Origin of the sequence: Aliivibrio logei, from assembly GCF_001691055.1 — a bacterium.
Classification (GTDB): domain Bacteria; phylum Pseudomonadota; class Gammaproteobacteria; order Enterobacterales; family Vibrionaceae; genus Aliivibrio; species Aliivibrio salmonicida.
In genome coordinates this window covers 25,872-40,186 of the sequence record NZ_MAJU01000006.1, presented here as the reverse complement: position 1 = coordinate 40,186, position 14,315 = coordinate 25,872, and the positions used below count along the sequence as shown (strand labels likewise).

Here is a 14,315-nt window from a genome sequence, read left to right as displayed (position 1 = left end):
GGAGAGAACAAATGTTTGAGCCGATGATGGAAATGTCCGACGACGCAGTAATTAAAGTTGTTGGTGTAGGTGGCGGTGGCGGTAATGCCATTGAACACATGGTACGTGAGTCAATTGAAGGCGTTGAGTTTATCAGTGTCAATACTGATGCTCAGGCACTTCGTAAGACGAGTGTAAACACAGTTATTCAGATTGGTGGAGACATCACGAAAGGCTTAGGTGCTGGTGCAAACCCACAAGTAGGCCGTGATGCAGCTCTAGAAGATCGTGAAGCGATTAAAGAAGCTCTGATGGGTGCCGATATGGTATTTATTGCAGCTGGCATGGGGGGCGGTACAGGTACTGGTGCGGCTCCAATTATTGCTGAAGTTGCAAGAGAGCTGAACATCTTGACTGTTGCTGTCGTAACAAAGCCATTTAGCTTTGAAGGTCGTAAGCGTCTTGCTTTTGCTGAGCAAGGAATCGAAGAATTATCAAAACATGTTGATTCATTAATTACGATTCCAAATGAAAAATTACTTAAAGTACTTGGTCGTGGTATTACGTTATTAGAAGCGTTTGCGAAAGCAAATGATGTTCTTCGTAATGCAGTTCAAGGTATTGCTGAGTTAATTACTCGTCCTGGTATGATCAACGTCGATTTCGCGGATGTTCGTACGGTAATGTCTGAAATGGGACATGCAATGATGGGTAGCGGCGTCGCCGTTGGTGAAGAAAGAGCAGAAGAAGCGGCTGAGATGGCTATCTCAAGCCCATTGCTTGAAGATATCGATTTGGCTGGTGCTCGTGGTGTTCTTGTTAACATTACCGCTGGTCTTGATATGCGCCTTGACGAATTTGAAACCGTTGGTAACACAGTAAAAGCATTTGCTTCAGATAATGCGACAGTTGTTATTGGTACCTCTTTAGACCCTGATATGACTGATGAAATTCGAGTTACTGTTGTTGCGACTGGTATCGGCACTGAAAAAAAGCCTGAAATTACATTAGTAACAAATAAAGCAACCTCTGCACCAGCACAACAAACACCAGCGGCTCAAGTTAAGCCAAAGGTAGAAGCTCCAGTTGTTGAACCGGTTGTTGAGAAAGCGGCACAAAATGTGCAAGTAACGAAACCAGCACCACAGCAAACAACATCGACCTCTCCGGCGGCTGGTGTTCAGAATGCAGGTGCAGCACAAGCTAAACCAGATCAAAAAGAAGATTATTTAGATATCCCGGCGTTCTTACGTCGTCAAGCTGACTAATTAATCATCAAAACGATTTGGTTTTATTAGAAGACTTATGCTAAAATCCCAAACCAGTTCATTGAATTGGTTTGGATTCAAGTATATTTAAGTTGGGATGAGCATATGATCAGACAACGTACACTGAAAAGTATAGTGCAAATGACAGGCGTGGGTTTACACTCAGGCCGTAAAGTCACGCTTACTCTTCGTCCTGCAGCGGCAAATACAGGTGTAATTTATCGTCGTACAGACCTTAATCCACCGGTTGATTTCCCTGCGGATCCAGAGTCAGTTCGCGATACTATGCTATGCACAGCGTTAGTTAATGATGATGGCGTACGAATCTCAACGGTTGAACACTTAAACGCTGCATTAGCGGGCGTTGGTATTGATAACGTAGTTATCGAAGTCGATGCTCCTGAAATTCCAATTATGGATGGCAGTGCGAGTCCTTTTGTTTATCTTTTACAATCTGCGGGTATTGAAGAACTTAATACAGCGAAGAAATTCATTCGTATTAAGAAACCTGTTCGCATTGAAGATGGTGATAAGTGGGCTGAAATTCGTCCTTATAACGGTTTCCGCTTAGATTTCACAATTGACTTCAATCACCCTGCGATTGAATCGGATGACCAAAAGTTAGTGTTTGAATTTTCAAGCCAATCGTTTATTAAAGATATTTCACGTGCCCGTACTTTTGGGTTCATGCGTGATATCGAGTACTTACAATCACAAAACCTATGTTTAGGCGGCAGTTTTGATTGTGCTATTGTACTAGATGATTACCGTATTCTTAATGAAGACGGGTTACGTTTTGAAAATGAATTTGTAACACATAAAGTACTAGATGCTGTTGGCGACCTTTATATGTGTGGTCATAGTATTCTTGGTGAGTTAAGTGCTTATAAATCAGGTCATGCACTAAATAATCAGTTGCTCCGTGCCGTTCTTGCTGATCAAGAAGCATGGGAGTGGACAACCATTGAAGATGAAAAAGACTCTCCAGTTGCGTTTATGCAACCGGGAATGGTTCTTGCGTAAACTATCATCGAAATAAAAAAGCCAAGCATTGCTTGGCTTTTTTTATGTCTGAAGAATAAAGCTTATTTTTTATTTGCCAATGCAGCTAGGCTCTCTAAGCGTTTTTTTAATTTTGGTGAAGCGGTTTCTGCAACCATTTCCAAAGCACTTGCGGCTGCTTTAGATAACTCTCGTTTTGCCTGCGTTTCTGTTTTATAAACCTCAGGCTTTTCTCCCACAAAAGATCGAGCGAGATCTGGGTTGATCTTAACCTCTAAGTTCGATAATCCTGGTAGGCCGTGCTTACGAAATGTAGACAGTATCGTTAATCGCTCATAGTTTATTCGTGTTGCCCAGACACTGCTTGACACTTCGATCACTAAAGATCCTTGGCGATAATTTGCCACACGGCAATGATCTTCACAGCCTTTAGGCAATGAATCTTTTAAAACATGGGATAATTTAGACAAAATAATCGCTTTTTCTTGTAGATCTTTAAATCGAGTATTATTGAAAAAATCATTTGCCGGTTGAGGTCTATGGTCACGCATTATTGGTATATCTCATAAATAAGCTAGGAAAAAGTCATAAATGCCAATTAGATCTGAATTTTTCAGAATTGAAATCAAACTCTACGGATTTAACTTAGGATTGCTTTACATTATCGCTTATACTTTCTTAATTATTACTTATGCTGATAAGCAACACAACCATCAGCTCAGGCCTTGAAAAATCATTGCCTCATCCCCATAAAATAATTATACCGAAGAAGTATTTTTCTTAGAGTAATTTCTCTAGGTGATTGATTCAAATTTCAAATTAAACGATCTATTACGATCAAGAGATAAGAGAAGCAACGGAATCATGTTTTCTAAAATCCTAACTAAAGTTATTGGTAGCCGTAATGATCGTACATTACGTAAGCTACGTAAAATTGTTGACCAAATTAATAAACTTGAACCACAATTCGAATCATTACAAGACGAAGAATTAAAAGCGAAAACGATAGAGTTCCGTTCACGTTTAGAACAAGGTGAATCTTTAGATGATTTACTGCCAGAAGCATTCGCAACAGTTCGTGAAGCTTCTAAGCGTTTATATGGCATGCGTCACTTTGATGTACAAATGATTGGCGGCATGGTGCTAAATGATAGCCAAATCGCAGAAATGCGTACAGGTGAAGGTAAAACATTAACGGCAACCCTACCATGTTACTTAAATGCGTTAACAGGTAAAGGTGTTCATGTTGTTACTGTGAATGATTACCTTGCTAAGCGTGATGCAGAGACAAACCGCGAATTATTTGAATTCTTAGGCATGACAGTTGGTATTAATGTACCGAATATGCCACCGCAAGAAAAAAAATCAGCTTATCAATCCGATATATTATACGGAACAAACAATGAGTTTGGTTTTGACTATCTACGTGACAACATGGCTTTCCGTGCTGAAGACCGTGTTCAACGTGAGCGTTATTTTGCGGTAATCGATGAAGTGGATTCAATTTTAATCGATGAAGCTCGTACTCCATTGATCATTTCTGGTCCTGCAGATGACAGTTCTGAGCTATACACCCGTATCAATATACTGATCCCTCAGCTTGTTAAACAAGATGAAGAAGACAGCGAAGATTACCGCGGTGAAGGTCATTACACATTAGATGAAAAAGGCAAGCAAACTCATTTAACTGAAAATGGTCAAGAATTTGTTGAACAATTACTAAAAGATGAAGGCTTAATGGAAGAAGAGGATACGTTATATTCTCCTGCTAACATTAGTTTACTTCATCATATCAATGCGGCATTACGTGCTCATGTATTGTTTGAAAAAGACGTCGATTATATTGTAAAAGACGATGAAGTTATCATCGTTGATGAACATACTGGCCGTACTATGCCTGGTCGTCGTTGGTCTGAAGGTTTGCACCAAGCTGTAGAAGCGAAAGAAGGTGTGAAAATTCAAAATGAAAACCAAACATTAGCTTCTATCACATTCCAAAACTTCTTCCGTTTATATGACAAACTATCTGGAATGACGGGTACCGCTGATACTGAAGCTTTTGAATTCCAGTCTATTTATGGTTTAGATACGGTTGTTATTCCAACGAACCGTCCAATGACTCGTAATGACATGGGTGATTTGGTCTACATGACTGAAGCTGAAAAATTTGCAGCTATCATTGAAGACATTAAAGCGTGTTCTGAACGTGGTCAGCCAGTATTGGTTGGTACTGTTTCAATTGAAAAATCTGAATTACTTTCAAATGCATTAAAAACAGCAAAAATTAAGCACAACGTTCTTAATGCTAAATTCCATGAACAAGAAGCCGATATCGTTGCTAATGCGGGTACGTCAAGCGCCGTAACTATTGCTACAAACATGGCTGGTCGTGGTACTGATATCGTGTTGGGTGGTAACTGGCAAGCAGAAGTTGCTAAGTTAGATAATCCGTCTGCTGAACAAGTTCAAACCATTAAAGCCGCTTGGAAAGAAGCGCATGATACGGTTTTGACTGCTGGTGGTCTTCATATTATTGGTACAGAACGTCATGAATCACGTCGTATTGATAATCAATTACGTGGTCGTGCTGGTCGTCAAGGTGATGCTGGTTCTTCACGTTTCTACTTATCAATGGAAGATGCGTTAATGCGTATCTTTGCTTCAGATCGTGTGTCTAACATGATGAAAAAGTTAGGTATGGAAGAAGGCGAAGCGATTGAGCATCCTTGGGTAACTAAAGCGATAGAAAACGCACAGCGTAAAGTTGAAGGTCGTAACTTCGATATTCGTAAACAATTACTTGAATACGATGATGTTGCAAATGACCAACGTAAAGTCGTTTATGAATTACGTGATGAGTTAATGAACGTTGATGATATCAGTGAAATGATTAATCATAATCGTCAAGACGTACTTGAAGGGTTGTTTGGTCAGTATATTCCGCCACAATCATTAGAAGAAATGTGGGATATTGAAGGGTTAACGACTCGTCTACGTACTGATTTTGATTTGGATTTACCAATTCAAGAATGGCTAGACAGCGATAATAAACTTCATGAAGATAACCTACGTGAAAAAATTATTGAAAGTGCATTCCAAGTTTATAAAGAGAAAGAAGAGTCTGTTGGCGAATCTGTTCTACGTAACTTTGAAAAAGCCGTGATGCTGCAAACGCTTGATGGATTATGGAAAGAACACTTAGCGGCGATGGACCATTTACGTCAAGGTATTCATTTACGTGGTTATGCTCAAAAGAACCCGAAACAAGAATACAAGCGTGAGTCATTTGAGTTATTTGAAGGTTTACTTGATACATTAAAATTGGATGTTGTTTCAATTTTAAGTAAAGTCAGAGTTCAACAACAAGAAGATGTTGAACGTATGGAAGAGCAACGTCGTAAAAATGCAGAAGAAGTTGCTCGACTTCAAAAACTACAGCATCAAAATGCAGAAAATCAACTTGATGACGGTCATTCTTCAGATCAAAGCCACTCACCAATGGTACGTGATGAACGTAAAGTTGGACGAAATGAAGTATGCCCATGTGGTTCAGGTAAAAAATACAAACAATGCCATGGTAAAATCTAGTCAGTCATTTACCTGCGCATGAATAAATAAAAAGCCGCTCTTGTTAGCGGCTTTTTTTATAGCGATGCCGATTTAAAATTGAAAAATATAGGGAAGATAATGAAGCGTGTACATATTGTGGCTGCGGTTATTTTAAATGAAGAGCAAGATCAAGTGTTCATCACTAAACGCCCAGACAAGGCTCATAAAGGTGGTTTTTGGGAGTTTCCTGGTGGAAAGGTCGAGCTTGATGAAAGCGCAGAGCAGGCATTAATAAGAGAGCTTAACGAAGAGGTTGGGATAGAGACGACGGAATTAACGTTATTTGAATCGTTAAATCATGACTATTCTGATAAATCGCTCTATTTTGATTTTTTTACTGTGACTAAATTTAACCATTTCCCTTATGGAAAAGAAGGTCAACAGGGGTTGTGGGTACCTATTTCTGAATTGAATCAGTATGAATTTCCAGAAGCCAATGTACCGATCTTAAATAAAGTGATGACATGTTACTTAAGATAAATATGAACCTGGATAGAATAGAAAAGGTGAATCATTGAGATTCACCTTTTCTATTTATATGGATGTATTAATACGGTTCTGATGACCATCCATCAGAGTCTGACATATCAGGTGCACCAGCAATTGACTTCTCTTCATCTGCCCATTCACCAAAATCAATCATTTGGCATTTTTTGCTGCAAAAAGGACGAAATTCACTTTCTGTATTCCAAACGACTTTGTTTTGGCAAGTTGGACATTTCACGATCGTTGGTTGTTGACTGTTCGGTTGTGACATAATTTCCTCAGCAGACAGCAAGGGTAAACTCGATGTCTTTTTCACAATTCTTGTTTGTTTCAAAAGACATAAAGCGTAACGCAAATCGACTTTTATGCCCAGAGATCATTGGGTAAACACCTTGGTCAATCGGGATTTCTAAGCGAAGTAAATTGGAATTTTCCATTTCGCTTTGCATAAATCCATTACGTGCAATCTGAGGTGTATACCGTGCGGTTTCTCTGGTTAAACGTAACCATAGAGATAAAGCATCAGACAGAGAGAGTAATTGAGACATCCAGTTGTGTGTATTTCGACAACGTACATCAAGAGGGAGGTGTAGCCAATGATGAAGTGCAGGTAAATCGAAACAGCAATCGCCACCAGGAATAAAGAAACGTTGCTTCAATGCAGAAAGAAAGCGATCTTCTTTTAGGCTATGTCCTGGGCGAGTCGTTTGCATTAGGTTTTGGTGAACTTGACTTATTTGTTCTAATACGGAAAGAAGCGCAGATTGATCGACGCCTTCAATATTCATCCATGCACGGTATTGTAAACGCAGTTTCTCTAAGTCTTTCCCTAGATCGGCTTTGACTTGAACTTGCTCTAAAATATCCAACATATGGAATAAAGAGCTAAAGAACACTTGGTATTCGTAAGGTTGTGTTAAATCAGCAGAATGACCAAGCTTACGCAATAGAGATTCTATACGTAAATAAATTCGAGTCCTTTCATTTAAAGGATGTTCAAACTTTTGCATTCCAAGTCCATTCATAGTCGTTATCAATTCTTTTCTTCTATCTTAGAGGCTTGAGACAATACCAGATATTTCTGATGTAGAAGAGCAATTTTGCTATTAAGGTCTACATTTTGTTGGCTATTATCAATGACATCATCGGCAATCGCCAGACGTTGCTCTCGACTTGCTTGAGAAGCAAGAATAGCATTAACTTGTTCTTTAGTTACTCTATCACGATTCATTGTTCGATTAATTTGAGTTTGCTCCGAAACATCAACAATGAGAATACGATTTGCTAAGTTTTGTAGATTGTTTTCAACTAATAGAGGGACAACGAGTAAAGCGTATGGTGATTGAGTCAGAGTAATCTGATGTTGCATCTCTTGGCGAATTAAAGGATGAAGTAAATTATTTAGCCATTCTTTTTCTTTTGGATCAGAAAAAATACGTTGTCGTAACTCTGCACGATTTAAACTGCCATCACTTAATAAAATCGAGGATCCAAAATGCGCTTCGATTTGGTGTAATCCGTTTGTTTTCGGTTTAACAACATCACGAGCAATGATATCGGCATCAACAATATCAATGTCATATAATTGGTTAAATTTATCTGCAATTGTCGTTTTACCACTGCCTATACCACCAGTAATAGCGATGACATAACTCATACGGGAAATCCTAGAATTGAGGTGAAGTACCATTGGCTAATTTCTTGGCCCCACAATAAACATATCCAACCTGCAATCGCGAGATAAGGACCAAATGGAATGGCTTTGTCATATCCATTTTTTTGTGCCCTTAACATTGCAATGCCAATGATGGCACCAACAATAGAAGACAATAAAACGATTAATGGCAATTGTTGCCAACCAAGCCAAGCACCAAGTGCGGCTAATAATTTAAAGTCCCCATACCCCATGCCTTCTTTACCGGTTAATAATTTAAATGCCCAATAAATGGACCATAATATTAAATAACCAGCCATGGCTCCAATGACCGAATCGATTAAGCTGACAGAACTCCAACCGACTAAGGATAAGTATAGGCCAGCCCACAGCAATGGCAGCGTTATTTGATCGGGGAGTAACATGGTATCGATATCAATAAAGGTTAATGCAATAAGCGTTAGAGTGAAAAGAACGGCAGCAATAGCAAAATAAGAAAATGGTAATAAGTAAGAGACGCCAAAACACATTGCGCCTGACAGAAGCTCAATGGCAGGATAACGGAAGCTAATAGGATTACTGCATTGGCGGCATTTTCCACGTAACAACAACCAGCTAATAACGGGAATGTTATCGTAAAATTTTATTTGAGTATTGCATTTAGGACAGCGTGAACGAGGAACACTTAGATTGAATTTTTCTTCTACATCCGTTGTTTTTGATGTGGATTTCAAATCAGGAAAGCAATCAATGCATTCTTTTTTCCATTCTCTTTCCATCATTATCGGCAAACGGTAGATGACCACATTTAAAAAGCTACCGACGAGTAGGCCAAATAAAGTAGCAAAGAGCGGAAAGAGCCAAGGGTAGTATTCAAAAGCAGCCATGTGAAATTGCATCCGATATTAATTATATTTTTAGTTAATTAATTTTATCAGAGTTCGATGCAATGAAGTAGGAGAGAGTCGGGGTAACATGGTTGAATTATTTTAACTTTATCCAATAACGTTCATTAAATTGAAGATAGGAAGGTACATTGATACGACTAACCCTCCAATCATCGTTCCTAGAAATAGAATAATAAAAGGCTCAAGTATTTTACCTAAATTATCAACCGTGTTATCGACGTCATCTTCATACACCAGTGCGACTTTGTTGAGCATATCATCCAGTTGTCCTGATTCCTCCCCTATCATCACCATCTGTAACACCATTTCAGGAAAGGTCTGGGTATGGCGCATCGCTAAATACAGAGGCATACCTGCTGCGGTATTTTGTTGTACGGAGAGAATCGCTTGTTGGTAATGAAGATTACCCGCAGTTTTACTGGTGGTGTGTAAGCTATGTAGAATGGGTAAGCCAGAGCTAAAACTGGTTGCTAGCGTTCGACTAAATTTAGCAATCGCGGCTTTAGATAATACGGTTCCAATGATGGGGATCTGAAGACTACGTCGACTGACCATTAATCTAAATTGATAGGATTTTTTTTTCAGTAAATTGAGCGAGAGAATAGCGGAAACAAGCATTAATAGAATCAAAAAACCATAGCTTTGAAGAAAATGTGAAGCATTGACAACTTGTTGGGTAAACCAAGGCAGCTCGGCTCCGAACCCTTTAAAAATAGATTCAAATTCTGGAATAACAAAAGTTAGCATTAATACCGTCACGGTAATGGCGATGATAAAAACCATGCTAGGGTAAATCATCGCTTTGATGACTTTAGCTCTAAGCGCTTCACTTTTTTCTCTGTATTCCGCGAGACGAGAGAAGGCAAGAGAAAGGCTCCCTGTCTCTTCTCCAGTAGCCACGAGATCAATATAAAAAGAATCAAAATGCGAGCAACTGGTTGAAAGTGCTTTTGACAGTTGGGTTCCCGCTTCAATCGACAAGCAAACTTGATTTAGAATGGATTTCATTTCTGCTTTGATATTGTTTTCAGCAATCAGGTGCAAAGATTGAACGATAGGAACACCAGCCCCTAGCATTGTCGCAAGTTGTCGGGTGAAGAGGGTAATGTCTTTTCGCTTAACGGCATGCCGCATTTTTTCAAAGCTAGAAATACTGCGTTTTTTTAGTTTTTTAATCTGAATGCTTTGAGCGGTAAGTTTTGCTCTGACTTCGGTATCGGTAAGAGCCATAATTTTACCTGATACCTTTTTTCCTGTGCTATTGATACCACGCCAATGGAAGTTTTTTAAGGTCGGTGTTTTTACTTTTGTTGTTTTTTTTAGCATGGGTAAATTCACTTTACTGCTGAGTGATTAAAAATACAGAACACGAGTTAATTCTTGTAAGCTGGTTGTACCATCTTCGAGGCGTTTAATTCCTGATGTGGCTAAATTATCCATGCCTTGCTTGATAGCAAGTTGTTCAATCTGTCTTACCGTTGCGCCTTTTAAAATCGCAATGGAAAGCTCTCGGGTAAACGGCATCACTTCGTAAATGCCAATTCGCCCTGAATAGCCATGCGTACATTCATTACAGCCTTCAGTGTGCGCTTGAAAAACAGTGCCTAATAAATCAATACCATATTCTTCTCTGATCTCTGGGGTTAATGGATCGATAGCTTTGCAATGAGGACAAAGCCTTCTTGCTAATCGTTGAGCAATAATAAGAGTAAGAGAGGAGGCAAGGTTAAAATTCTCGATCCCCATATTTCCTAAACGTACCACTGTTTCTGCCGCTGAGTTGGTATGAAGTGTTGAAAGAACTAAGTGCCCTGTTTGTGCGGCTTTTACTGCGATCTCGGCGGTTTCTAGATCTCGGATCTCTCCGACCATCACAATATCGGGATCTTGACGAAGAAATGATCGCAAGGCGTAAGCAAAGGTAAATCCAATTTTAGGGTTTACTTGAACTTGGTTAATGCCATTCAGATTTATTTCGACAGGATCTTCTGCGGTGGAGATGTTTTTTTCTGTCGTATTTAAAATGTTTAGGCCAGAGTAAAGAGATACGGTTTTGCCACTGCCGGTTGGGCCCGTCATTAAGATCATACCTTGAGGGCGTTTTAATGCCGTTAGGTATAACTCTTTTTGTGCATCACTGTAGCCGAGTTTGTCGATATCCAAACTGGCCGCGCTGCTGTCTAATAATCGAAGAACAATCTTCTCACCCCATAACGTAGGAAGAGAGGAGACGCGCATATCAATGGAAACTTCGCTGTTCAGTTTAAGTTTGATGCGTCCGTCTTGTGGTAATCGTCGCTCTGCGATATCAAGTTTTGCCATGATTTTTAAGCGGGCTGAAAGACGACGACTTAAATGAGAAGAAGGGCTACTGTTCTCTACTAAAATCCCATCACAACGAAAACGCACACGATAAGTTTCTTCATAAGGTTCAAAATGAATATCAGACACGCCTTTTCGAACGGCCTCTAGTAATATTTGGTTTATAAAACGGGTAACTGGGGCGTCGTCTTGGCTGAGATCTTCTGTGAATACCATTTCATCACTGGATAGTTCAACCAGTGATGCGAGCTCATCTTGGGTAATTTCTTTATTTTGTGATGGCTGTGAATCCGATAACCCTTTCCCATAAAGACGCCGAATGGCCGCTTGAAGCTGTCCTTCGTCAGCTAACACTAATTCAATTTGTTTGTTGGTAGTGAAACGAAAATCATCCTCAATTTGAGCAATACTCGGATCACTCACTGCGAGTCGAATCAAGCAGTGATCATAATGAATCGGCAATGCTTGATGTTGGGTTATGAGATCCCTTAGCCCTAATTTTTGACAGCACGTGGCGTAATCATATTGAGCGACATTAATGACATCCAAACCAAAAATTTGAGAAAGGTGACTGATTAATTCATCAGGCGTGAAAATGTGAGCAGCTAAAAGCGCAGAAAGCACAGTGTGTGCCCCAGATTGAACGTGTTCGATAATGGTATTTTCTTGCGTCAAGCTAATGAGTTCAGCTTGACGCAAGATTGAAGCTAGGTTGGTGTGCATTTATTTTGCATGCTCACAACCGGGGATTGATAGGTCCTTAGGAATAGTGTCTCCTTTATATGAACATTTCCATTCGCCAGAGTCCTCGCGTGCCATAGCTACAATCGCTCCACTTGCCGCGCCATCTGTAAATGTTAATTTTACACCAGCACTAACATTTTTATCTAAATCGACAGTACCAATACTAGAATTAATAATACCAACTGCAGCAGAAGTTGTTGGAAATGAGCCATTTGTTGCCATATGATCTTCGATATTAGTTTTTAGTGCTGAAAGAGTTGCGATACCAGAAGCAACGGCTCCTTTTTTCGCAAAATCTTGATATTTAGGAATAGCTATCGCTGATAACACTCCAATCACTGCAACTACGATCATTAATTCTATTAAGGTGAAGCCTTTCTGTCCTTGACGCTTGTTCATTACTTTCTCCAATATAAATCAGGCTGATTTATGTTTTATTTGATGCGTGAAATAATAAAACGAATGGGGAGATATAATAGAAGGAAAAATAGGCACTTCGAGTGAGGTGGCACTTTATTATGTGCTTATTGAGGAGTTACAAATCTAATACGACGCACTTCAATTTATGCTATTTTTTAATGATCTGTAGATCGCAATTCTTATTTTAGAAACAAATGGTTAAGTGATATTTATCATAATGGATATATGTGGTGTTCATCAAAGAAAGTAGATGATTTTTATGTACAGTCTAAACAAAAAGAGCCAACCATTAAGGCTAGCTCTTTTATAAAACAAGGTGAGATTAATTTATTTAAAACGCATGGATAAATCCATTGCAGTAAGGTGCTTAGTTAAGGCGCCCACAGAGATATAATCGACCCCTGTTTCTGCGTATTCCGCGATGGTATCTAAAGTGACATTCCCTGAATTTTCTAATGCTGCACGACCTGCGTTTAATTTAACGGCTTCACGCATCATGTCTGTGGTGAAATTATCGAGCATAATAATATCTGCCCCTGCATCAATGGCTTGTTGTAACTCTTCTAAACTTTCTGTTTCGACTTCTACAGGCTTGCCCGGATTCAATTCTTTTGCCGTTGAAATGGCCTTTTCAATGCCACCACATGCAATGATATGGTTTTCTTTAATTAGATAAGCATCAAACACACCGATACGATGATTATAACCACCGCCACACGCGACGGCGTATTTTAATGCACTGCGTAACCCTGGGATAGTTTTACGCGTATCAAGTAAGCGGCATTTTGTGTGTGCGATTTTTTCAGCATAGGTTGCGGTAATCGTCGAACAACCAGACAACGTTTGAATGAAGTTCATCGCATTACGCTCACCCGTTAGTAGGGCGCGTGAAGGACCGCTTAATGTACAAAGTGTTTGGTTTGGTTTTACTTTGTCGCCATCTTCTACGTGCCATTCAATCGTAACGGTCCCGCCTAATTGTTTAAATACTTCTTCAGCCCACATTTTTCCACAAAATACACCGTGTTCTCGGGTAATAATCGTCGCAACAGATTGACTGTCTTCTGAGATTAAACTTGCGGTGATATCAGCAGAAACATCAAGTGTTCCTCCTAGATCTTCACGAAGTGTATCGGCAACGGCGCGAGTAATTTCAGCAGGAAGTTGCTGTTTTAAATATTCAAGACGAGAGTCGCTGTCGTGGGTTTTAATCATGCTGAGGTCCATTGAATTATTTGAAATAAGTTGATTCACACAATAATACTCGCGCTAGAGCAGAATTTCATCATAAGATACCTAAAGTTACTTCAATTTATGTAGGAATAGACATGAGATTCACGTTATCAACAACGCATTGGATCAATGAAGCGAAACACGTTGTCTCGCCATTTTATGACGAACGCTCCGATGACTTAGACATATCTTTACTTGTGGTACACAACATCAGCTTACCGCCGGGTCAGTTTGGTGGCCCTTATATTGAACAATTATTTACGGGAAAACTGGATCCGACAGAGCATCCTTTCTTTAACGTTATCCATCAATTTAAAGTGTCTGCCCATTGTTTGATTCGTCGAGATGGCAGTGTTATTCAATTTGTGCCCTTTAATTCTCGAGCGTGGCATGCGGGAGCATCGTCGTTTGCGGGCAGATCGAAATGCAATGATTACAGCATCGGGATTGAATTAGAAGGAACGGATTCAGTGGCCTATACTGAGGAGCAGTATCAATCACTGGCTTCATTAACAAAGGTGATACAACAGCATTACCCGTTAGTAAAGGATGATCGTATTACGGGTCATCAGTATATAGCGCCGCTTAGAAAGACAGATCCGGGACTGTCTTTTCATTGGGAAAAGTATAATAAGTTAAGAAAATAGGGGAGTTACCTCTGAAAAGGTATATACATTGTTAGGGGTTGTG

13 protein-coding genes and 1 pseudogene are annotated in these 14,315 nt (G+C 39.6%); 5 read left to right on the top strand and 9 right to left on the bottom strand.

Going from position 1 to position 14,315, the window contains the following annotated elements:
• Positions 1–11: 11 nt before the first annotated feature.
• Together ftsZ and lpxC are read left to right on the top strand one after the other, a co-directional pair.
• Positions 12–1,124: pseudogene (ftsZ, locus tag A6E04_RS03365) on the top strand (cell division protein FtsZ); the annotation flags it as partial.
• A gap of 228 nt (positions 1,125–1,352) precedes the next feature.
• A complete protein-coding gene (gene lpxC / locus A6E04_RS03360) occupies positions 1,353–2,270 on the top strand; it encodes a UDP-3-O-acyl-N-acetylglucosamine deacetylase (protein WP_012551094.1) in 918 nt (305 codons plus the stop codon).
• A 62-nt stretch (positions 2,271–2,332) separates the two neighbouring features.
• On the opposite strand, the gene A6E04_RS03355 is transcribed toward lpxC, so the two are convergent.
• Positions 2,333–2,800, bottom strand: a complete 468-nt coding sequence (locus A6E04_RS03355; protein ID WP_012551093.1) for a DUF721 domain-containing protein — start codon at positions 2,798–2,800, stop codon at positions 2,333–2,335.
• Positions 2,801–3,113: 313 nt separating this feature from the next.
• On the opposite strand from A6E04_RS03355, the gene secA reads away from it, so the two are divergent.
• Complete coding sequence (gene secA / locus A6E04_RS03350) at positions 3,114–5,837, top strand: preprotein translocase subunit SecA (protein WP_065609992.1); 2,724 nt, start codon at positions 3,114–3,116, stop codon at positions 5,835–5,837.
• Between the two features lie 99 nt (positions 5,838–5,936).
• A complete protein-coding gene (mutT, locus tag A6E04_RS03345; protein WP_065609990.1) occupies positions 5,937–6,338 on the top strand; it encodes an 8-oxo-dGTP diphosphatase MutT in 402 nt (133 codons plus the stop codon).
• A gap of 67 nt (positions 6,339–6,405) precedes the next feature.
• Here the strand turns inward: mutT and yacG are convergent, their stop codons facing one another.
• From yacG to nadC, 8 genes are all read right to left on the bottom strand, one after another.
• The gene (gene yacG, locus A6E04_RS03340) at positions 6,406–6,615 is read right to left on the bottom strand and encodes a DNA gyrase inhibitor YacG (protein ID WP_012551090.1); all 210 of its coding nucleotides are present in this window, start codon (positions 6,613–6,615) and stop codon (positions 6,406–6,408) included.
• A gap of 7 nt (positions 6,616–6,622) precedes the next feature.
• Complete coding sequence (gene zapD, locus A6E04_RS03335; RefSeq protein WP_012551089.1) at positions 6,623–7,369, bottom strand: cell division protein ZapD; 747 nt, start codon at positions 7,367–7,369, stop codon at positions 6,623–6,625.
• Between the two features lie 8 nt (positions 7,370–7,377).
• Entirely contained in the window at positions 7,378–8,001 is a 624-nt protein-coding gene (coaE, locus tag A6E04_RS03330; RefSeq protein ID WP_065609988.1) for a dephospho-CoA kinase, read from the bottom strand.
• On the bottom strand, positions 7,998–8,885 hold the full coding sequence (locus tag A6E04_RS03325) for a prepilin peptidase (RefSeq protein ID WP_017022645.1): 888 nt from the start codon (positions 8,883–8,885) through the stop codon (positions 7,998–8,000). Before A6E04_RS03325 ends, coaE begins: the two co-directional genes overlap by 4 nt.
• A gap of 108 nt (positions 8,886–8,993) precedes the next feature.
• Positions 8,994–10,232, bottom strand: a complete 1,239-nt coding sequence (locus A6E04_RS03320) for a type II secretion system F family protein (protein ID WP_017022646.1) — start codon at positions 10,230–10,232, stop codon at positions 8,994–8,996.
• Between the two features lie 27 nt (positions 10,233–10,259).
• Complete coding sequence (pilB, locus tag A6E04_RS03315) at positions 10,260–11,951, bottom strand: type IV-A pilus assembly ATPase PilB (protein WP_065609986.1); 1,692 nt, start codon at positions 11,949–11,951, stop codon at positions 10,260–10,262.
• Positions 11,952–12,371, bottom strand: a complete 420-nt coding sequence (locus A6E04_RS03310) for a pilin (protein WP_083198890.1) — start codon at positions 12,369–12,371, stop codon at positions 11,952–11,954.
• A 348-nt stretch (positions 12,372–12,719) separates the two neighbouring features.
• Positions 12,720–13,607, bottom strand: a complete 888-nt coding sequence (gene nadC, locus A6E04_RS03305; protein WP_023604198.1) for a carboxylating nicotinate-nucleotide diphosphorylase — start codon at positions 13,605–13,607, stop codon at positions 12,720–12,722.
• Positions 13,608–13,720: 113 nt separating this feature from the next.
• Between nadC and ampD the strand changes: the two genes are divergently transcribed.
• Positions 13,721–14,272, top strand: coding sequence for a 1,6-anhydro-N-acetylmuramyl-L-alanine amidase AmpD (gene ampD / locus A6E04_RS03300; protein ID WP_065609980.1), 552 nt, complete (start codon positions 13,721–13,723; stop codon positions 14,270–14,272).
• Positions 14,273–14,315: the final 43 nt, after the last annotated feature.